The organism is Novosphingobium sp. BL-A-41-Hi4B-X5A (assembly GCF_055521705.1).
In genome coordinates, this window is record NZ_CM145500.1 from 884,477 (window position 1) to 905,134 (window position 20,658).

Consider the following 20,658-nt stretch of genomic DNA (forward strand, 5'->3'; position numbering starts at 1 on the left):
CTATGGTCATGAGCGTGCGACACTGCGACATCGCGATCCTCGGCGGAGGGCTGGCTGGCGGCCTCGTCGCTCTGGCCCTGCGCCAGGCCCGCCCCGAACTCGATCTCGTCCTCGTCGAACAGGGCGAAACGATCGGTGGCAACCACGTGTGGTCGTTCTTCGGGACCGACGTGAACAAGGCCGGGCGCGAACTGCTCGACGGCATGGTCGTTGCCGCCTGGCCCGAATACACCGTGCACTTCCCGCGCTACGAACGTCGCCTCAAGACCAGCTACTACTCGATCAGTTCCCACCGCTTCGACAAGGTCGTCCGCCAGCGCCTTGGCGAGGCATCGATCATGACCGGGGTCCGCGCTCTGGCCTGCAGCGCCACCAACGCCACCCTGTCCGACGGCACCCGGCTCGAGGCAAAAGGCGTGATCGACGCACGCGGCCTGCGTAACGTAACGGACCTCACCGGCGGCTGGCAGAAGTTCGTCGGCCGCCGCTTCCGCCTTTCTGCTCCCCACGGCCTCGACGCCCCGATCGTCAAGGACGCCACGGTCGAACAGATCGACGGCTACCGCTTTGTCTACTCGCTGCCCTTCGCCGCCGACGAAATCTTCGTCGAGGACACCTACTATTCCGATGGTCCCGCCCTCGATGCCGATGCCATCCGCGCCCGCATCGACGCTTATGTTGCCGCCAAAGGCTGGCATGTCGCCGAAGTGCTGGAAGAGGAACAGGGCGTTCTCCCCGTCGTCGCCGGCGGCAATTTCGATGCGTTCTGGCGCGCAAGCGGCGGCCCCGTCGCCCGTGCCGGCGTGCGCGCCGGGCTGTTCCAGGCCGTGACCAGCTACTCGCTGCCTGATGCGGTGAAATACGCCCTCGCCCTCGCCCGGCAGCAGGACCTGTCCGGCGAAGCTCTCGCCCAGTTCAGCGAATACTGGGCGCGCGAACACTGGGCGCAATCCGCCTACCTGCGCCAGCTCTCGGCCCTGCTTTTTGCGGGCGCCGAGCCGGACAAGCGCTACCGCGTTCTCGAACGCTTCTACAGCCTGCGCCACGGATTGATCGAACGGTTCTACGCGGGCAAGACCACCGTGTTCGACAAGGCCCGCATCCTCGCGGGCAAGCCACCGCTGCCGATCTTGAACGCCATCGGGGTGCTCACCGGCCTCGGCGCGCGGCCCAAGCCTCTTACCCTTGCAGGAACCCCACGATGAAGCGCGCTTGCGTAATCGGCTCCGGCTTCGGCGGCCTGGCCCTCGCCATCCGCCTCCAGTCCGGCGGCATCCAGACGACCGTGATCGAAGCGCGCGACAAGCCTGGCGGCCGCGCCTACCACTGGGAGAAGGACGGCTTCACCTTCGACGCCGGCCCCACCGTCGTCACCGATCCCGCCTGCCTGCAGGAACTCTGGGCCCTCAAGGGCCATCGCATGTCCGACGATGTCGAGCTTATGCCGGTCATGCCCTTCTACCGCCTCAACTGGCCCGACGGCACCAACTTCGATTATTCGAACGACGAGACCCAGCTCCGCGCCGAGATCGCCAAGCTAAATCCGGCTGACGTCGCGGGCTACGACGAGTTCCTGCAATACTCGGCAGGCGTCTTCGAGGAAGGCTACGTCAAGCTCGGCTCGGTCCCGTTCCTCGATTTCGCCTCGATGCTCAAGGCCGCCCCGGCGCTTGCCCGCTACCAGGCCTGGCGCTCCGTCTATTCGATGGTCTCGTCCTACGTGAAGGACGAACGCCTGCGCGAAGCCTTCAGCTTCCACACCCTGCTCGTCGGCGGCAACCCGATGAACACCAGCTCGATCTACGCCCTGATCCACAAGCTCGAGAAGGACGGCGGCGTGTGGTGGGCCAAGGGCGGCACCAACAAGCTGATCCAGGGCATGCTCACCCATTTCCAGCGCCTCGGCGGCGAAGTGCGCATGGGCGATCCGGTAACCCATATCGAAACGCTTGGCACCCGCGTCACCGGCGTCACGACGAAAAGCGGCTGGTCGGCCAAGTTCGATGCCGTGGCCTCCAACGGCGACATCGTCCATTCCTACCGCGACCTGATGCCTGACAATCCACATGCACAACGTCGCGCAAAGTCTTTGACCAAAAAGAAATTCTCACCCAGCCTCTTCGTTGTCCACTTCGGTGTCGAAGGCACCTGGCCGGGCATTCCGCACCACATGATTCTGTTCGGCCCGCGCTACAAAGGCCTGCTGGACGATATCTACAAGCACGGCGTCCTGCCCGAAGACTTCTCGATCTATCTCCACCACCCGACCGTGACCGACCCCTCTGTCGCGCCGGAAGGCATGAGCACCTTTTACGCGCTCGTTCCGGTGGCCAACATGGGCAAGCTCCCGGTCGACTGGGACGAGATCGGCCCGATCCTCGAAAAGCGCATCCTCGATGAAGTTGGCCGCCGCCTCATCCCGGACATCCATTCGCGTATCGTAACGAAGTTCCACTATGCCCCGTCGGACTTCAAGACTGACCTGTCCGCCCACCTCGGCAGCGCCTTCAGCCTCGAACCGCTGCTCACGCAGAGCGCCTGGTTCCGCGCGCACAACCGTGACGATGCCATTTCGAACATGTATCTGGTCGGCGCGGGAACCCATCCGGGCGCCGGGATTCCCGGAGTAGTCGGTTCGGCCAAGGCCACCGCCAAACTGATGCTGGAGGATCTTGCTTGACCGGCCGTACTTCGATCAGACGTCTCGCCGTCTATTGCGGCTCTGCCTCACCCGCCGACACCCGTTACGTAACCCTTGCCCGCCAGATCGGCGCCGAACTGGCCCGGCGCGGCATCGGCGTGGTCTATGGCGGCGGCAAGCTCGGCCTCATGGGCGCAGTCGCCTATGGCGCGCTCGATGCGGGCGGCGAGGTGATCGGCGTGATCCCCGAGGCCCTCGTCGGCGGCGAGGTTGCCAACCACGACTGTACCGAACTGCACGTCGTCCCTGGCATGCACGAGCGCAAGAAGGCTTTCACCGACCTGTCGGACGGTTTCCTCACCATCCCCGGGGGCGTGGGCACGATGGACGAGCTGTGGGAAGCGGTCAGCTGGGCGCAACTGGGCTACCACGCCAAGCCGGTGGGTCTGCTCAACGCCTATGGCTTCTATGACCACCTGCTCGCCTTCAACCGCCACATGATCGAAGTCGGCTTCATCCGCGAAGCCCATGCCGGAATCATCATCGCCGAACCCGATCTCGATATCCTGCTGGCGCGCATGGAAGCACACGTCCCGCACAAGCCGATCTTCGCGATGAAGGCCGAAGATCTCTGAGCAATGCAGGATCGCAGCGCACTCGTTAGTAACGCCCGCAAGTCAATCCTGAAGGGCTCGAAAAGCTTCGCCGCCGCCAGCCACCTGTTCGACCGCGAAACGCGCGAACGGGTCTGGCTGCTCTATGCCTGGTGTCGCCGCTGCGACGACATCGTCGATGCGCAAGACCATGGCGGCGCGCTTGGCATTCAGGAAGGTGCCGCCGAGCGGCTTGCCCTCGTTCGCGAAAAGACCGCCCTTGCCTTTGCCGGGCGCGAAAGCGGCGATCCGGCTTTCGACGCCCTCGGCCTTGTCGCCCGCGAAACCGGCCTGACGATCGAGATGGCCCGCGCCGTGATCGACGGCTTTGCGCTCGATGCCGCCGAGTGGCAGCCCCACAGCGAGGCTGACCTGATGCGCTATTGCTGGCATGTCGCCGGCGCCGTCGGCGTAATGATGGCTGTGGTCATGGGCGTTTCGCCAGATGACGAGGACACGCTCGATCGCGCCTGCGACCTTGGCCTTGCCTTTCAGCTCGCCAACATCGCCCGCGATATCGAGGAAGATGACGCGGCCGACCGCTGCTACATCCCGCTTGACTGGCTGTCCGAGCTCGACATCCCACCCGGCGAGCAGATGAAGCCGCACTATCGGCCCGCGCTAACCCGGCTGGTCGCGCGAATGTGCGAGACGGCGGAAATCCACGAATGCTCGGCCCGCATCGGCGCTGCCCGCCTCAAGGGCCGCCAACGCTGGGCCATTCTCGCCGCAGCCGGCATCTACGGCGAGATTGCGCGCGAGGTCGCCAAGCGCGGCGATCATGCCTGGGACCATCGCACCGTCGTTACTAACGCCCGCAAGCTCGGCTTTATCGGCAAGGCGGCATGGTCCGCGCTGCGCCCGGTCCCGCGTTCCTGCATCGCCCGCGCCAGCCAGCGCCGCTTCAGCCGTGCAGACCTGATAGCGCTGGCTGCCCGCAATCCTGCGTAAACGCTGCGTTTTCAACGTCATCGTTCCAAAGGCTTTTGCCCCGCCGGGGAATGTGTCAATCTCTGGCCGAACAGCAGCAGGAACCCCGCCGTGGATGCCGCGCCAGCAATCGTTACGTCACAGGAAACCGCTACCACGGTTGAAGCGCGGCCCCTGGTCTACCGCACGCGGTTGCCGGTCCGGATCTGGCACTGGACCAACGCGATCACGATCTTCGTAATGCTGATGAGCGGCGCGACGATCTTCAACGCGCACCCCCGGCTCTATTGGGGCAAGTATGGCGCGACCTTTGAAACACCGTGGCTCGAGATCGGGCGGCAAGGCCAGCAGGGCTTCTTGCGCCTCGGCTCGCTGCAAATCGATACGACCGGCTTTCTGGGTTGGACCGAGCATTCGACCAAGGCGTTCCCGCCTCTGGTCACCATCCCCAACTACTACAGCCTCGCCGAGGGGCGCCAATGGCATTTCTTCTTCGCGTGGGTGCTGGTTGCGTCGATTACCCTGTTCGTGATTTATGCATTGTTTTCCAGACACCTGTCACGCGATCTTGCTTTGACGCGTGAAGAGCGCAAGCTTTCGCATATCTGGCATGAAATCAAGGAACACGCCCGTCTGCGCTTCCCTACCGGTGAAGCGGCCAAGGCCTATAATCCCCTGCAAAAGCTTGCCTACCTCGGCGTGATCTTCGTGCTGATCCCCTTGGTCGTGCTGACCGGCATGACCATGTCGCCAACGCTCAACGCCGCCTTCCCCTGGCTGCTCGACATTTTCGGGGGGCGTCAGTCCGCCCGTTCGATACATTTCCTTTGTGCAACAGGCTTCTTGGCCTTTATCCTCATCCATCTTCTCATGGTTCTGCTCGCAGGGCCCTTCAACGAATTGCGCTCGATCATCACTGGCTGGTATCGACTGCCCGCCGAGCGGAGGCCAAAGCCATGACGATCATCACGCGGCGAGCCGCGCTCGTGGGCGCAGGTAGCCTGCTGCTCACCGGTTGCGACAAGATCACCACATCGCCAACGGTGCGCAAGGTGCTGACATTGGGTGAAAAAGCGACGCTATCCGGCCAGCGACTGGTCACCGATCGCAACGCGCTGGCGCCAGAGTTCACACGGGCGGACATATCACCGAAATTCCGCATGAACGGCAATCGCCTGCCCGCCTCGCCCGCGTATCAGGCCCACATGGCCAGCAACTTCGCCGACTGGAAGCTGGAGATCGGCGGCAAGGTCGCCCGCCCCTTCAGCCTCACCCTCGCCCAACTCAAGGCCGCGCCGCAGCGCACGCAGATCACCCGCCACGACTGCGTCGAGGGGTGGAGCGCGATCGGGGAATGGACCGGTGTTCCGCTTGCCCTGCTGCTGCATCAGGCGCAGGTTTCTCCATCTGCTCAATACATTGTCTTTCATTGTGCAGATGATTTCTCAGGTAAGCCGTACTACGAAAGCATCGACATGATCGATGCCCTGCACCCGCAGACGATCCTCGCCCACACCATGAACCGCCAGCCCCTGCCCGTCGGCCACGGCGCCCCGATCCGTCTGCGCGTCGAACGCGCTCTTGGCTACAAGCAGGCCAAGTATGTGATGAGGATCGAAGCGGTCGAGACCCTCGCCGGCCTCTACGGCGGCGGAGGCGGCTACTGGGAAGATCATTCCGGCTACCAGTGGTTCGCTGGCATCTAGACCTTCACCACGCCTCGCTCGATCAGGCTCCGCGCACAGTCGAGGATAGAGACCTCCACCGACCGCATCGTCCAACCCAGCCGCTCCTGCGCATGGGCCGAACTTGCACCGCGCACATTGCCGAGTTCTCCCGTTACCTGACGGATCACCGGATTGAACAACGCCACCGTCCGCACCAGCCAGTCGGGCAGCCTGCGCGTCGGCACCTTGCGCGCCTGTGGCCCGAGGTGTTCCTTCAACACATTTGCCACGTCGGCAATCTTGAGGAACGGTCCCGACGCAATGAACCGTTCGCCCGCCAGGCCCGGCGTGGTCAGCGCCCTCACGTGCAGGTCCGCAACGTCACGCACGTCGACGATCCCGAACCCAAGGTCCGGGCAGCCCGGCAAAGCGCCTGAAAGCAATTGCCTGACCACTTCGATCGATGGCGAAAAGTCATTGCTCCACACCGGCCCCAGCACGGCCGCCGGGTTGACCGAGACGAACTCCATCCCCCCGCCGGCGGCGGCCACCCAGTCCCGCGCCGCGCGCTCGGCAATGGTCTTGGACTTCACATAGGCATAGACATCCTCGCCCTCGAGATTGGTCCAATCCTTCTCGGTGAACTCGAACACCCCCTTGCCATGGCCATAGGCAATCGCGGCGACGGACGAGGTCTGCACGAAGCGCGTAACCCCCGCATCGCGAGCGTAACGTAACGCCCGCAGCACGCCCTCGCGCGCCGGTACGATCAGGTCATCTTCCTGCTTCGGCGCAGTCGTGGTGAATGGCGAGGCGACATGGGCGACATGGCTGCACCCCGCCATCGCCTCCGCCCATCCGGCATCGGCGGTCAGGTCCGCGGCAAAGAACCGCAGCGTCTCGGCACTCCCGCCAAGCAGGGGCCGCAACTGCGCCTCGCGGGATAGCGGGCGGACGGTGGCGTGAACGGTCCACCCCTCGGCCAGAAGCCGGCGGATGAGGAACCCGGCAATGTAGCCGCTGCCACCCGATACGAGGATCGTGCCCGCCATATTTTCCGCTCTCCCCAACCGGCGATCTGGCGAGAGGTTAGCGCGGAGATGTCCGGTTGCAAATCGCTACCGTTCAGCCTGCGGAAGCACGCCCTGCGTTCGGCAGAGTTGCAGGGGAGTCATGGGGGAGTTGCCCGTTTGCCTGCGAGAGTTGGAAAACGGGCAATTCTCCAGATTATCGCATCAAAACAAGCTCTTCAGCCATCGAGGGGTGCAACGCCACCGTCGCATCGAAATCCGCCTTGGTCAGCCCCGCCTTCACCGCGATGGCTGCTGCCTGCAGGATTTCCGGGCTGTCCGGCCCGATCATGTGGATGCCCAGCACCTTCTCGGTCGAGGCATCGACGATCATCTTGTAAAGCCCCCGCTCGGGCCGATGGCCAAAGATGTTCTTCATCGGGCGGAAGTCGGACGAGTAGACCTTGATATTGCTACCAAAAGCCTGGCGCGCCTGGCTTTCCGTCAGGCCCACGCCGGCCAGCGGCGGCTGCGAGAACACTGCGCTCGGGATCGCATCGTAGCTCACCGAAGTGTCCTTGCCACCGAACACGCGGTCGGCAAAGGCCTGGCCCTCGCGGATCGCGATCGGCGTCAGCTGCACGCGGTTCGTTACGTCACCCACGGCATAGATGCTGTCACACGCGGTCTTGCCATGATCGTCCACCGGGATCTCGCCCGCCGAACCCAATGTAATTCCAGCGTTTTCCAGGCCAAGCCCGTCAGTCTTGGGGCGGCGCCCGGTCGCCACCAGAACCACGTCGGCGTGGATCGGATCGGGTTGCTTGCCAAGGTAGACGTCGAACGAACCATCCTCGCGCTTCTCCACGCGGTCGAACGGGCAATTGAACTTGTACTCGATCCCGCGTGCCATGGTGATCTGCAGCAGGCGGTCCCGGAGGGATTCATCGTACCCGCGCAAGATCGTCTCGCTGCGGTTTACCACCGTTACGTGACAGCCCAAAGCGTTGAAAATGCCCGCGAACTCCATCGCGATATAGCCGGCGCCGGAGATCACGACGCGCTTTGGCAGCTTCTCGAGATGGAACACCTCGTTCGAGGTAATGCAATGCTCGTTACCCTCGAATTCCGGCATGACCGGCCAGGCGCCGGTTGCGATCAGGATATACTTCGCGCTGATTTCCTTGCCCGAAGCCAGCCGCACGGTGTTCGGCCCCGCCACCTCGGCGCGCTCGAGGAAACGCTCTACCTTGTTGTTTTCAAGCGTGTTCGTGTACGCGGTGTTGAGCCGGTCGACATCCTTCAGAACCGCGTTACGTAACGTCGGCCAGTCGAACGTCATCTTCTCGACCGTCCAGCCATAGTTGGCCGCGTCCTGCAGCTCCTCGGCGAAATGCGATCCGTAGACCAGCAACTTCTTGGGCACGCAGCCGCGGATCACGCAGGTCCCGCCGACGCGGTATTCCTCCGCCACCGCCACCCGCGCGCCATGGCTCGCGGCGATGCGGCTGGCGCGCACACCGCCCGATCCTGCACCAATCACGAAGAGATCGTAGTCGAAGTCCTGCCCAGAGTCCTGCTCAGCCATATGCGCTCCTGTTGGTGAAGGCGCATATGGCCTCTGGTCTCGCCCAAGACCAGAGGCATTTAGCGGATATTGTTAGCCTGACGAACTATCAGCCGCCAATTCCTGCAGCTGAGAGAAGGGCTTCCGTAGACGGATCAAAGCCGGCGCCGCCGCCCGCCTCGATCTGCTTGGCAATCGCCTTGCCGAGTTCGACGCCGAACTGGTCGAAGGGATTGATTCCCAGCATTGCCGCCGAAACGAACGTGCGGTGTTCGTGGAACGCGATCAGCGCGCCGAGGGTGGCGGGGTTGAGGTCCTCGCACAGGATCGTCGCCGAAGGACGGTCTCCGGGGTAGGCACGCGCGCCATCGTCAGATGCCTTGCCCGCCATCAGCGCCGCCCCTTGCGCAAAGCAGTTCGACAGCAGTATCTCGTGATGGGCCGGATCGAGGTCATGCCCGGGCGTCTTGACCGCAAGAAAGTCCACCGGGATCAGGTGCGTGCCCTGGTGGAGTAACTGGAACACCGCATGCTGGGCATCGGTACCCACCCCGCCCCACGTCACCGGCGCACTGGCGCGCGTCAACGGAGACCCGTCGGCCAGAACGCTCTTGCCGTTCGATTCCATTTCGAGTTGCTGGAGGTAGTCGGGCAGAAGTTTCAGCCGCTCGTCATAGGCGAATACCGCGCGCGTCTGGCAGCCGCGTACCTGCGTGTAGTAGAGATCGGCGAAAGCCGCGCGGACGATGACGTTCGCGGCGAGGTCGGCGTCGATGAAATGCCGGTCAATCGCCGCGGCCCCATCGAGAAACTCGGCAAATCCTTCCCAGCCCAGCGCCATGGCCACCGGAAAACCGATCGAGGACCATAGCGAGTAGCGCCCGCCGACCGTCTCGGAAAAAGGCAGCACGCGGGTTTCATCCACGCCCCATTCGACGGCCTTCTCGGGCGAGGCGGTCAGCGCGATCACGCGCCCATAGGGATCGGCAACACCGCCCTCACGCAACCACTCCAGCGCCGAATGCGCGTTGGTCATCGTTTCGGTCGTGGTGAAGGTCTTGGAGGCAACCGCGATCAGCGTCGTTTCCGGGTGGCACGCCTTCATCGCTGCTTCAAGCGCACAGCCATCGATATTCGACACGACATGAACCGCAACCTTTGCGCCTTCGCGGGTCAGCGCGTCGATTGCCAGCGCCGGGCCGAGCGCGGAGCCGCCGATGCCGATGTGGATCAGGCTCTTCACTTCGCCGAGCGCCCCTTCATGGATCGCTTCGACGAGCATACGCATCCGGGCGTGCAACGCCTCGGCTTCCTCGACGCTGGCGTCCTTGCCGATCCCGCGCTGCGCCGTGTGCTCGGCCGCGCGTCCTTCGGTGTTGTTGATCTTTTCGCCCGAGATCAGCGCATTTCGCTGCCCTTCAAGGTCCATCGCGGCGGCAACCGAGCCGAACAGGGCTTCGACTTCCGGCGAAAGGTGCGTCTTGGACCAGTCGAAGATCACCGGCCCGCCCGGCAGATCGAGCGTGGCCGAATAGCGTGACAGCCGCGCGGTATCCGAAAACAGGGTCTTCAGGGTTGGCCGTGGCAACTTCTCGAGTGCCGTCCAAAACTGCTGTGCCTCGCCTGCCGACATGTCCAACCTCATCCTTTCGCAACTGCGTAAAAGCCCTAATGCCCTCTCGGGGACGCCGCGCCAAGCGCGCTGTTCATCGGCGCGCAAGCTGCGCAGACGTATTTCGCCCGCTGTATTACACAAACAACACACTTGACGAAGGGCCTTGCTGGCAACATGACCGCGACGATGAACGACACGCCCGAAGCCAGCAGCCCCTCCCCGGTCGATCCGGCGACGCCTGCGCCCGCGCCGACCAAGCTGAAGAAGGAAAAGAAGGAGGACAGCTTCCCCGTCTTCCTGATCAAACTGGTCATCGTCGTTGCAATTTTCCGCAGCTTCATCTTCTCGCCGTTCAACATCCCTTCGGAATCGATGTTGCCGCGGCTGGAGAACGGCGACTATCTCCTCGCCGCCAAATGGCCCTACGGCTACAGCAGCTATTCGTTGCCGTTCAGCGCGCCCCTGCTGCCCAAGCGCATTTTTGCCAGCCAGCCCGAGCGTGGCGATGTTGCGATCTTCAAGGCGCCGCCCGGCAATGATGTCGACTACATCAAGCGTGTGATCGGCCTGCCTGGCGATACCGTGCAGATGATCGACGGCGTTCTGCACCTGAATGGCCAGGCCGTACCCAAGGTGCGGGTCGAGGATTTCGTCATCCCCGTCAGCCCGAACACCGATTGCCTCTCTGCCGAATTCGTCGTGACCGAGGCCGATGGCAGCCAGACCTGCCATTACCCGCAATTCCGCGAGACGCTGCCGAACGGCAAGACCTACAACGTGCTCGACCTTGGCCAGCGTGATGCCGACAACACCGTGCCGGTCGTTGTGCCGGAGGGGCAGTTGTTCATGATGGGCGACAATCGCGACAACTCGATGGACAGCCGCTTCCCGGCGATGGAAGGCGGCGGCATCGGTCTCGTCCCGCAGGAAAATCTCGTTGGCCGTGCCACGATCATGATGTGGTCCACCGATGGCAGCGCCAATTGGTTCCTGCCCTGGACCTGGTTCACCGCGGCGCGCTGGAACCGTATCGGGGGCACGTTCTGAGCGCGCTTTCGCCTGAAACGCTGGGCTACCTCACGGATCTGACCGGGAGCGCACCGACGCGCGTCGACCTCTGGATCGAAGCCCTCACTCATGGCTCGATGGGTGAGGCCCGCGACTACCAGCGCCTCGAGTTTCTTGGCGACAGGGTGCTTGGTCTTGTCATTGCCGAGTGGCTTCATGAAAAGAGCGATGCCGCCGAAGGCAAGCTCTCTCAGCGGCTCAATGCCCTGGTCAGCCGCGAAACCTGCGCCGATGTCGCGCGCCATATCGCCCTCCCCCCTCACATCCGGCTCGGCAAGCAGGCGCGCGATGATGGCGGGACGCAAAGCGACAATATCCTGGGCGACGTGATGGAGGCGCTGATCGGCGCTCTCTTCGTGGAGCGCGGATTTGAAGCCGCACGCGCCTTCGTTCGCAAGGTTTGGGACAAGCCGATGGCCACGGGCACCGGCCAGCGCAAGCATCCCAAGGCTGCCCTGCAGGAATGGGCGGCGGGCAACCGGCGCAAGCCCCCGGTCTACACCCTGGTCGCGCGCGAAGGTCCGGACCATGCCGCGAAGTTCACGGTTGCGGTAGAGGTCAAGGGCGTCGGCACGGCCAGCGCCACCGGCAGCAGCAAGCAGGAGGCCGAGACCTCCGCCGCCCGCACCTTCATGCAGGATTTCGGCTAAATCTGGCGGTGCGCGCCCATTTGGCCTACAGTGGCCGCAACTCATCTGAAGAACTGGAATAATGACCGAAAAATGTGGCCTCGTGGCCGTCCTCGGCGCACCTAATGCCGGCAAGTCCACCCTCGTCAACGCTCTCGTCGGCCAGAAGGTGGCGATCGTTTCGGCCAAGGCGCAGACGACGCGCGCGCGCCTCATGGGCATTGCGCTGGAGGATATCGGCGAGGACAAGGCGCAGATCATTCTTGCCGATACGCCCGGCCTGTTCGAACCCCGCCGCCGCCTTGATCGCGCCATGGTCAGCGCGGCATGGGACGGTGCGCACGAAGCCGACGCGATCCTGCTGGTGGTCGACGCGCGCAAGAAGAAGCGCGACTATCTCGAACCCATTCTCGAGACGCTGAAAGGGCGGCCGGAACGCAAGCTTCTGGTGCTGAACAAGGTGGATTCGACGCCGAAGGAACCGCTCTTGGTCATGGCCGAAGTGCTGACGCAAGAGGCCGAGTTCGACGAGGTATTCTTCGTTTCTGCGCTCACCGGCGATGGCGTGCCCGAACTCAAGCAGCGTCTCGCAACGCTCATGCCCGAAGGCGCGTGGCACTATCCCGAGGACCAGGTATCTGACGCCAGCGAGCGCCTGATGGCTGCGGAAATTACCCGCGAGCAGCTCTACCGGCAGCTTCACGATGAACTTCCCTATGACAGCACGGTGCGGCCGGAGAAGTATCTCACCCGCAAGGATGGTTCGATCGAAATCCACCAGCAGATCGTGATCGCCCGCGAAACCCAGCGCGCGATCGTGCTGGGCAAGGGTGGCGCGAAGATCAAGGCCATCGGCGAAGCGGCGCGAAAGGAGCTTTCGCAACTGCTGGATGCCAGGGTCCACCTGTTCCTGCACGTAAAGGTGGACGAGCGCTGGGCCGACGCCAAGGAGATCTACGAGGAAATCGGGCTGGAATGGGTCAAGTGATGCGCTGGGGCATGGCGGCACTCGCGCTTGCCGCTTCACCGGTCCTCGCCAAGCCTGCGCCCTTGCCTGAAGGTGCGCGTTACGTGGCGCTGGGCAGCTCGTTCGCGGCCGGCCCCGGAGTCGGACCGACAACGCCGGGCACGCCGCCACGCTGTGGCCGGGGCACACTGAATTACCCCAACCTGCTCGCGGCAAGGCTCAAGCTCTCGCTGGTTGACGCCACCTGCAGCGGCGCGACGACCGAACACGTGCTCGGCCCTTGGAAGGAAGTCCCGGCGCAGATCGAAAGCGTCACCGCCGAAACCCGGCTTGTCACCATCACCATCGGCGGCAACGACGTGAACTTTGTAGGCAATATCTTTGCCGCTGCCTGCGAGCAGGCGACCACGCCCGATGCGCGCTGCCAGAAGTGGCGCGACATCGGCGAGGACGTGTGGAAGGCCGACGAAGAGCGCATGCGCCGCATCGTCCGAGAAGTGCGCCAGCGGGCACCGGAGGCGCGCGTGGTGTTTGTCGACTACATCACCGTCCTGCCACCCAAGGGCACCTGCACTTCAGTTGCGATCAGTGTCGAACGGATGAAGCAGAGCCGCGCGGCGGCAAAGCGACTGGCCAAGCTTACCGCCAGGGTCGCGCATGAGGAAGGCGCGGAAGTCTTCCGTTTTTCAGCGATGTCCAAAAGCCACGCGCCTTGTTCGGTCGATCCCTGGAGCAACGGCCTCACCGCGCCGTCGGGAGACGGCATCCCGATCCACCCCAATCGCGCCGGCCATGCCGCCGCAGCCGAGGGTCTGGCCCGGTTTCTGGACTAAGCCACCGCCGTTACTAACGGCTCGTCGGTCGTAGAGGGCGGCCTGTCGCCCTTCTCTAGCTTTGTTGCACTGCAGCACGGAATTGGCGTCGACAATTGACGTTTGCTCCCTAGCGTCGCCCGCGCGAAGGGAACGGGCAGCTCGCCCGTTAACGTCCCGGGTGCAATGGTGGACGGAGTGCGAGCATGAACGAAACTGGCGGCGTCTTGGCAGCGGCCACGGTAGGCGCGCTGCCCGGCCGGCTTGTCCCGTCCGCCATCAGGCACTTGCGCCGGCCGAAGGTTTTGCCCGGCTGGCTGGTCGAGGCGGCTGGGTTCGCCCTGATTTTCCTCGTCACCCGCAGCTTCCTCTTCGGCAACCCGGTCGTCCACATCGACGAGCAGTTCTACCTGTTCGTCGCCGAACGCATGCGCGATGGCGCAGTGCCCTATGTCGACATCTGGGACCGCAAGCCGATCGGCCTGTTCCTGCTCTACGAGGCGCTGGTTTCGCTCCCGTTCGATCCCGTGATCGCCTACCAGATTGGCGCAGGTATCAGCTTCACCTTGACGGCCATGGTCTTGACCCGTCTGGCGCGCGAAATTGCTTCTCCTCAGGCCGCGTGGCTGGCTGGCGCCGCCTATGTCCTGTTCATGCCGGTTTTCAATGCCGGCATGGGACAGGCCCCGGTGTTCTACAACCTGCTCGTCGCCATGGCAGCGTGGGGCGTGGTCGACAGCGTCAAGCGTCCGGAGCACCCCCCGCTGATCTGGCGCGGCTGCCTGGTCATGCTGTTGCTGGGACTTGCCATCCAAATCAAGTACACGGTGATCTTCGAAGGTGCTGCGTTCGGCCTGATCCTGCTGGCACGCGGCTTTGCCGATGTGTGGTCCTTCAAGCGCTTGGCTGCAACCGGCCTGCTCTGGATTGGCGTCGCGCTTGCCCCGACTGCCGCCGCTGCGCTCTGGTATGCGCACATCGGGCAGCTCGATGCCTTCGTCTACGCCAACTTCGTTTCAATCTTCGAACGCGATTCCGACGGCTGGAAAGCCTATTGGCGCCTGACCAAGGAAGTTCTGGTGCTGACCCCGTTCTGGCTGGCGATCTTCCTCGCGCCCAGGCTCTCCGTCAGTGCAGGGGACGAGCAGGCGGGCAGCAGGCGCGTCATCGTCGTTTGGTGCCTCGCTGCCGTCGGTGGATTTCTGCTGTTCGGCACATGGTACGATCACTACGTCGCGCCGGTGTTGATGCCGCTTGCGGTGCTTGCTGCTCCTGCGCTCGCCCGCACGGGACCGGGAGAACAATGGTATGGCCGGCTGCTTCTCGGCTTCGGGGCGTTCGCCGGGATCGTTGTGATGGTCTACCAGTACCGGCAGCACGGCTCCACCAGAGAGTATGAGGCGATGGATACTGCCATCAGGCAGGAGCTGCGCGGCGGCTGCCTGTTCATCTTCGAGGGCGAACTGGCGTTCTATCGCACGACCAATACCTGCCTGCCCACGACGCGCATTTTCCCGAACCACCTCAACACCTATGTCGAGGCACCGGCGGTGGGCGTTGACCCGCATCAGGAGATGGCCCGCATCCTGGCAAGCCGGCCGGACGTGATCCTGACCCGAGCAGCACACGAAAAACCCTACCTGCCCAACCTTGATACCCGCCGGATGATGGCCGAGGGTCTTGCGCGCAGCTACGAACGCTACGCGGCCCTCCGCCTCGGCAACAAGGAATACTGGCTCTACCGGCCGCGCCGCTAAGGCACGGCCGGTAGCCCGCTTACTCGGCGCTCTTCGCAGCCTTCTTTGCCGGTGCTTTCTTTGCCGCCGGCTTCTTGGCTGCTGGCTTCTCGGCCGCTTCCTTCTTTGGTGCCGCTTTCTTTGCCGGAGCTTTCTTGGCCGGAGCCTTCTTCGCGCCCTTCTTGCCCTTGGCCGGACCCTTGGCCGCCCGCTCGTCGATCAGGGTGATCGCTTCTTCCAGCGTCAGGGCTTCGGGCTGCTTGTCCTTGGGCAGGGTCGCGTTGGTGGTTCCGTCTGTCACGTAAGGCCCATACCGCCCAGCCATGAGCTTGATTTCGCCCCCTGACGTCGGGTGCGGCCCGAAAACCTTGAGCGGTTCCGCTGCCGTCCTGCCGCCACGAGCGCCAGCGCCTGCCGCTGCGGCGGCAAGGTGCATCACGGCAGCGTTCATGCCGGTTTCGAACACCTCGCTGGTCGATTTGAGGCGCGCGTACTTGCCCTCATGCGCCAGGTAAGGCCCGTAACGACCGATGCTGGCGGTGATCGGCTTGCCGGTTTCGGGATGCATGCCAACCTCGCGCGGCAAGGAAAGCAGCTTCAGCGCCCACTCAAGATCGAGTTCGCCGATATCCTTGGGGATCGACGCACGCTTGGCCTCCTTGCCTTCGCCCAACTGGATGTAGGGACCAAAGCGGCCAGCCTTGCGCACAACCTCGAGCCCGCTTTCCGGGTCCTTGCCCAGCACGCCGTCCCCGCCGCCATCGCCGTCAGCTTCGCCGGGCTGGGCAAACTTGCGGGTATACTTGCATTCCGGATAGTTCGAGCAGGCGACAAAAGCCCCGTAACGGCCACCGCGCAGCGAAAGGCGTCCCGCCTCGCACTTGGGGCACAAACGGGGATCGCTGCCATCTTCGCGCGGCGGGAAGAGGTAGTCGGACAGGAATTCGTCAAGCTCGGCGGTCACCTCGCTCGGCTTCTTCTCCATCACCTCGTCGGACTTGGGCTTGAAGTCGCGCCAGAACTCGGCAAGCACCTTCTTCCACTCGGCACGCCCGCCCGACACATCGTCAAGCTCCTCTTCCATGCCTGCAGTGAACTCGTAGGCCACATAACGGGTAAAGAACCGCTCAAGAAACGATGTCAGGAGTCGCCCGGACTCTTCTGCAAAGAAACGGTTTTTCTCCGTCCGAACGTAGTTGCGATCTTTCAGCACCTGCAGCGTTGCCGCATATGTCGAAGGCCGCCCGATGCCCAGTTCCTCAAGGCGTTTGACCAGGCTCGCTTCGGAATAGCGCGGCGGCGGCTGGGTGAAGTGCTGCGTGGCGTCGACCCCGCGCTTGGCAGGCGTATCGCCCTTGCTCAGCGAGGGCAGCAGGCTGCCGTCCTCGTCGTCGCCATCGGCCTTCTGGTCGCGCCCTTCCTCATAGACGGCGAGGAAGCCGGGGAACTTCACCACCTGCCCGGTCGCCCGCAGCTCGTGCTTGCCAGTGCCATCGCGCAGCGTCACGCTGGTGCGCTCGATATTTGCCGAGGCCATCTGGCTGGCCATCGCGCGCTTGTAGATCAGGTCATAGAGCCGCGCCTCGTCCCCCGAACCGTAGCGATCCTTGCTGAAATCCGTCGGCCGGATAGCTTCATGTGCTTCCTGAGCATTCTTCGCCTTCGTCTCGTAATGACGCGGTTTTTCGGGAAGGTAATGCCCATCGTAGCGGTCGGAGATCGCCTTGCGCGCCGCCGAAATCGCGCTCGGGTCCATCTGCACGCCATCGGTACGCATGTAGGTGATCGCGCCCGCTTCATAGAGCGTCTGCGCCACGCGCATGGTATGGCTGGCAGAGAAGCCGAGCTTGCGCGCGGCTTCCTGCTGCAACGTCGAAGTGGTGAACGGCGGATAGGGGTTGCGCCGCGTGGGCTTTGTCTCGACTTCTTCGACGCGGAAGGTCCCGGCATCGACCACGGCCTTGGCCTTCATCGCGGCGCCTTCGTCACCCAGTGTCAGCTTGTCGAGCTTCTGACCATCGAACTTGACGAGCCGTGCGGCAAATTCGGTTCCGCCCTGCTCAAGCCGGGCAATGACCGACCAGTATTCCTGCGCCTTGAAGACCTCGATCTCGCGCTCCCGCTCGACGATGAGGCGCAGGGCCACGGACTGCACGCGCCCGGCGGACTTCGCGCCGGGCAGCTTGCGCCACAACACCGGCGAAAGCGTGAAGCCGAACAGGTAATCGAGCGCGCGGCGGGCGAGATAGGCGTCGATCAGGTCCTGGTCGAGTTCGCGCGGGCGCTTCATCGCATCGGTCACCGTCTGCTTGGTGATCGCGTTGAAGGTGACGCGCTCGACTTCCTTAGGAAGCGCCTTACGTTTCTTCAGCAACTCCCTGACATGCCAAGAAATTGCTTCACCTTCACGATCAGGGTCGGTCGCCAGAATGAGGCGATCGGCATCCTTGGCCGCATCGGTGATGGCCTTCACGCGGGACTGCTTGTCCCCGTAAAGTTCCCAATCCATCGCGAAGTCCTCGTCCGGACGGACCGAGCCGTCCTTTACCGGGAGATCGCGGATATGACCGTAGGAGGCGAGAACCTTGAAGCCGGGGCCGAGGTACTTCTCGATGGTCTTGGCCTTGGCCGGGGATTCAACAATGACAAGCTGCATGGCGATGAAAAGCAGTCCTTACGTGTACGTACGCGCGAGGGTGGGGAAATGCGGCGCGGTTCGTCAAGCGGCTGGTTGACCTGTCGTTCAGGACAGGAGGCTGACCCTTCCGGCTGCGTGACGGTGCAGACGACCTGCCAGTTCCAGTTCGAGCAAGGCCATCTGCACCGACCCCGCGCTTGCTCCGCTCTGCCGGATCAGCTCGTCGACGCCAATCGGGGCCAGCGTCAACAGGCCGGCGATGTCTGCCGCTTCGTCTCCCCCTGCCGCGCCATAGTCTGGCGCATGCTCGCGGAAGGTTGACCGCGGCTGGCCGGTAAAGCCTGTGAGCAGTTCCACCACGTCTTCCGGCCGCTGCACCAGAATCGCGCCTTCGCGGATGAGCTGGTTGCAACCATGCGAGCGGCTGTCGAGCGGTGAGCCGGGAATGGCCATGACCTCGCGCCCGGCCTCGGCCGCAAGGCGTGCGGTGATCAGCGATCCGGACTTGGGCGCGGCCTCCACCACAAGCGTGCCGGTGGCGAGGCCGGCAATGATGCGGTTGCGGTGCGGGAAGTGCCGCGCGAGGGGTTCGGTACCCGGCGGCATTTCGGCAATCAGCAGCCCTTCGCAGGCGACTTGCTCCTGCAGGTCCACGTTTTCGGGCGGATAGGTGATGTCGATCCCGCTGGCGATCACCCCGACGGTGCCTCCGCCGGTCGCCATGCCCGCCAGCGCTCCGCGATGCGCGGCAGCATCGATCCCGCGTGCCAGCCCCGAGACAACGGCATAACCCTGGCCGGCCAGCGCCGTCGCGAAATCGCGCGAGAGCTTCACAGCGGCGGCCGAGGCATTGCGTGCGCCAACCACGGCAACCGAGGATCGCCGCAGCAAGGCGGTATCGCCGCGCACCGTCAGGATCGGCGGGGGGCTTTCGAGCTCGGCCAGCAGCGCCGGATAGTCAGGCCCGTCATGGAAGAGATAGCGGGCACCGGCCTTGCGGACCGCGGCAATTTCCCGCTCCACGCGGTCCGCGGCAGCCGGCCGATACGGTGCCCCGCCGCGCGCTGCCAGATCAGGCAGGGCATCGAGTGCGGCACTGGCCGTCCCGAAGCGGCGCAGCAACTGGTAGTAGCTGACCGGCCCGATATTGGGCGAACGCAGCAAGCGGATGCGGGCGAAGGCCTCGTCGCGAGAGAGCGTGGCTTCAGCCGCAGCGCTCACTTCTTTCTGCCGACCCTGGGCTCGGTCCCGGCGCGCAGACGGGCAATGTTCTCGCGGTGCAGGAACAGGACAAGCAACGCCAGCAGCGCCAGCACCGGAACGTAAGCCGTGTAGCCCAGAAGCAGCGCTGCAACCGGAGCAGCGAGCGCGGCGCTCATCCCTCCCAGCGAGGAGATACGGCTGGCGAACAGCACGCCGAGCCAGACCACCGCATAAGCGAGGCCGATCGGCCAGGCGAGCCCCAGCGATACGCCCATCATCGTCGCAACGCCCTTGCCGCCCTTGAACTTGAGCCAGACCGGGAAGCAATGGCCAAGCACAGCCGCCAGCGCTGCCAGCGGTTCGCTTCCCGGCCAGAAGTGCCGCGCCAGCAGGACCGCAGCCAGCCCCTTGCCCATGTCGAGCAGGAGCGTTGCAACGGCGACGCCCTTCTTGCCGGTGCGCAGCACGTTCGTCGCCCCGATGTTCCCCGAACCGATGGCGCGCAGATCGCCGCCCCCGGTCAATCGTGTCAGGACGAGGCCGAAGGGCACGGAGCCGAGCAGATAGCCGACGAGCAGGGGCATGAGCGTTTCCACGCCCCGCTCATATCCTGTCCCTTCACAAAAGCGAAAGAGGCCACTTTCCATTTTGTCGCCATTCCCGATACAAGCCCGGCAGATGACCGCTTCTCACCAACCCGATGCCGCCGCGCCGCTGCTCCTTTTCGATTCGGGCGTGGGCGGTCTGTCCGTGCTGAAAAAGGTGCGTGGCATCCTTCCCGGGGCGCCAGTGATCTACGTCGCCGACAATGCCGGCCTGCCCTATGGCGACAAGACCGAGGCCCAGATCGCGGCGCGGGTTTCCGGCTTGCTCGGCAGGCTGACCGAGCGTCTTCGGCCAAGGCTGGTGTGCATCGCCTGCAACACCGCGTCGACCATCGCGCTGGCCGCGGTGCGCGAGGTGCTCGAAGTGCCCATCGTCGGCACCGTGCCGGCAATCAAGCCCGCCGCAGCGATGACGAAGACCGGCGTTATCGGCCTGCTGGGCACGACTGCCACGATCCGGCAGGCCTACGTCGACCGGCTGGAGGCAGAATTCGCCAGCGACAAGCTGCTCCTGCGCCATGGCGCGCCCGAACTGGTCGCTGCTGCCGAGGCCAAGCTGCGCGGCGAGCCGGTCGATCCGGCGATCTACCAGCGCGCCGCGCAGGCCCTGCAGGAGATGCCCGGCGGCGATCGCATCGATACCGTCGTGCTTGCCTGCACGCATTTCCCGCTGGTGCAGGATGAGCTCGCCGAGGCTTTCGGGCAGGGCGTTCAGTTCGTCGATGGATCGGACGGCATCGCCCGCCGCATTGCCTCCCTCACGCAGGGCCAGTCATGGCATCGCGACCGCCCCGATCTTGCCCTGTTCACGCGCAACGGCGACGATGTGGCAGCCCTGCGCCAGGCACTGGCGCGGCACGGGCTCGATCGGATAGAGACGTTTTGACACAGGCACGACCGGGGGGACAGGTCTTGGG

18 protein-coding genes are annotated in these 20,658 nt (G+C 64.2%); 12 read left to right on the forward strand and 6 right to left on the reverse strand.

Annotated features, from left to right (window positions below):
* Window positions 1-8: 8 nt before the first annotated feature.
* From crtY to ACZ1JY_RS04075, 6 genes are all read left to right on the forward strand, one after another.
* Window positions 9-1,205 (forward strand): lycopene beta-cyclase CrtY, encoded by a 1,197-nt coding sequence (gene crtY / locus ACZ1JY_RS04050; protein WP_465130440.1) that lies wholly within the window; start codon window positions 9-11, stop codon window positions 1,203-1,205.
* Window positions 1,202-2,680 carry a phytoene desaturase gene (locus ACZ1JY_RS04055; protein WP_168904508.1) on the forward strand — a complete coding sequence of 493 codons (1,479 nt, stop codon included), beginning with the start codon at window positions 1,202-1,204 and terminating at the stop codon, window positions 2,678-2,680. Before crtY ends, ACZ1JY_RS04055 begins: the two co-directional genes overlap by 4 nt.
* 14 nt (window positions 2,681-2,694) lie before the next feature.
* A complete protein-coding gene (locus tag ACZ1JY_RS04060) occupies window positions 2,695-3,276 on the forward strand; it encodes an LOG family protein (RefSeq protein WP_465130866.1) in 582 nt (193 codons plus the stop codon).
* A gap of 3 nt (window positions 3,277-3,279) precedes the next feature.
* Complete coding sequence (locus tag ACZ1JY_RS04065) at window positions 3,280-4,245, forward strand: phytoene/squalene synthase family protein (RefSeq protein WP_465130441.1); 966 nt, start codon at window positions 3,280-3,282, stop codon at window positions 4,243-4,245.
* Window positions 4,246-4,335: 90 nt separating this feature from the next.
* Window positions 4,336-5,184 (forward strand): cytochrome b/b6 domain-containing protein, encoded by an 849-nt coding sequence (locus ACZ1JY_RS04070; RefSeq protein ID WP_465130442.1) that lies wholly within the window; start codon window positions 4,336-4,338, stop codon window positions 5,182-5,184.
* Entirely contained in the window at window positions 5,181-5,930 is a 750-nt protein-coding gene (locus tag ACZ1JY_RS04075) for a molybdopterin-binding protein (protein WP_465130443.1), read from the forward strand. Before ACZ1JY_RS04070 ends, ACZ1JY_RS04075 begins: the two co-directional genes overlap by 4 nt.
* Here ACZ1JY_RS04075 and ACZ1JY_RS04080 read toward each other — a convergent pair.
* The 3 genes from ACZ1JY_RS04080 to pgi form a co-directional block, all read right to left on the reverse strand.
* Window positions 5,927-6,943 carry an NAD-dependent epimerase/dehydratase family protein gene (locus ACZ1JY_RS04080; protein ID WP_465130444.1) on the reverse strand — a complete coding sequence of 339 codons (1,017 nt, stop codon included), beginning with the start codon at window positions 6,941-6,943 and terminating at the stop codon, window positions 5,927-5,929. The two genes, ACZ1JY_RS04075 and ACZ1JY_RS04080, sit on opposite strands and share 4 nt — an antisense overlap.
* Before the next feature lie 175 nt (window positions 6,944-7,118).
* Window positions 7,119-8,489 (reverse strand): glutathione-disulfide reductase, encoded by a 1,371-nt coding sequence (gene gorA / locus ACZ1JY_RS04085; protein ID WP_465130445.1) that lies wholly within the window; start codon window positions 8,487-8,489, stop codon window positions 7,119-7,121.
* A gap of 88 nt (window positions 8,490-8,577) precedes the next feature.
* The gene (pgi, locus tag ACZ1JY_RS04090) at window positions 8,578-10,101 is read right to left on the reverse strand and encodes a glucose-6-phosphate isomerase (RefSeq protein WP_465130446.1); all 1,524 of its coding nucleotides are present in this window, start codon (window positions 10,099-10,101) and stop codon (window positions 8,578-8,580) included.
* Window positions 10,102-10,269: 168 nt separating this feature from the next.
* Between pgi and lepB the strand changes: the two genes are divergently transcribed.
* The 5 genes from lepB (at window position 10,270) to ACZ1JY_RS04115 (ending at window position 15,316) form a co-directional block, all read left to right on the forward strand.
* Window positions 10,270-11,130, forward strand: coding sequence for a signal peptidase I (gene lepB / locus ACZ1JY_RS04095; RefSeq protein ID WP_240344610.1), 861 nt, complete (start codon window positions 10,270-10,272; stop codon window positions 11,128-11,130).
* Window positions 11,103-11,801 (forward strand): ribonuclease III, encoded by a 699-nt coding sequence (gene rnc, locus ACZ1JY_RS04100; protein ID WP_465130867.1) that lies wholly within the window; start codon window positions 11,103-11,105, stop codon window positions 11,799-11,801. Before lepB ends, rnc begins: the two co-directional genes overlap by 28 nt.
* A 61-nt stretch (window positions 11,802-11,862) precedes the next feature.
* Window positions 11,863-12,768, forward strand: coding sequence for a GTPase Era (gene era, locus ACZ1JY_RS04105; protein ID WP_465130447.1), 906 nt, complete (start codon window positions 11,863-11,865; stop codon window positions 12,766-12,768).
* The gene (locus tag ACZ1JY_RS04110; protein ID WP_465130448.1) at window positions 12,756-13,580 is read left to right on the forward strand and encodes an SGNH/GDSL hydrolase family protein; all 825 of its coding nucleotides are present in this window, start codon (window positions 12,756-12,758) and stop codon (window positions 13,578-13,580) included. The genes era and ACZ1JY_RS04110 overlap by 13 nt, the downstream gene beginning before the upstream one ends.
* A 185-nt stretch (window positions 13,581-13,765) precedes the next feature.
* On the forward strand, window positions 13,766-15,316 hold the full coding sequence (locus ACZ1JY_RS04115; RefSeq protein WP_465130449.1) for an ArnT family glycosyltransferase: 1,551 nt from the start codon (window positions 13,766-13,768) through the stop codon (window positions 15,314-15,316).
* 19 nt (window positions 15,317-15,335) lie between these two features.
* On the opposite strand, the gene topA is transcribed toward ACZ1JY_RS04115, so the two are convergent.
* The 3 genes from topA to plsY all read right to left on the reverse strand — a co-directional run bounded on the left by topA (window position 15,336) and on the right by plsY (window position 19,720).
* Window positions 15,336-17,951 carry a type I DNA topoisomerase gene (gene topA / locus ACZ1JY_RS04120; protein ID WP_465130450.1) on the reverse strand — a complete coding sequence of 872 codons (2,616 nt, stop codon included), beginning with the start codon at window positions 17,949-17,951 and terminating at the stop codon, window positions 15,336-15,338.
* 87 nt (window positions 17,952-18,038) lie between these two features.
* Complete coding sequence (gene dprA / locus ACZ1JY_RS04125; RefSeq protein WP_465130451.1) at window positions 18,039-19,154, reverse strand: DNA-processing protein DprA; 1,116 nt, start codon at window positions 19,152-19,154, stop codon at window positions 18,039-18,041.
* A complete protein-coding gene (gene plsY / locus ACZ1JY_RS04130; protein WP_465130868.1) occupies window positions 19,151-19,720 on the reverse strand; it encodes a glycerol-3-phosphate 1-O-acyltransferase PlsY in 570 nt (189 codons plus the stop codon). Before plsY ends, dprA begins: the two co-directional genes overlap by 4 nt.
* A gap of 94 nt (window positions 19,721-19,814) precedes the next feature.
* On the opposite strand from plsY, the gene murI reads away from it, so the two are divergent.
* Window positions 19,815-20,627: a glutamate racemase gene (murI, locus tag ACZ1JY_RS04135; protein WP_465130452.1), complete on the forward strand. Its 813-nt coding sequence runs from the start codon at window positions 19,815-19,817 to the stop codon at window positions 20,625-20,627.
* Window positions 20,628-20,658 lie beyond the last annotated feature (31 nt).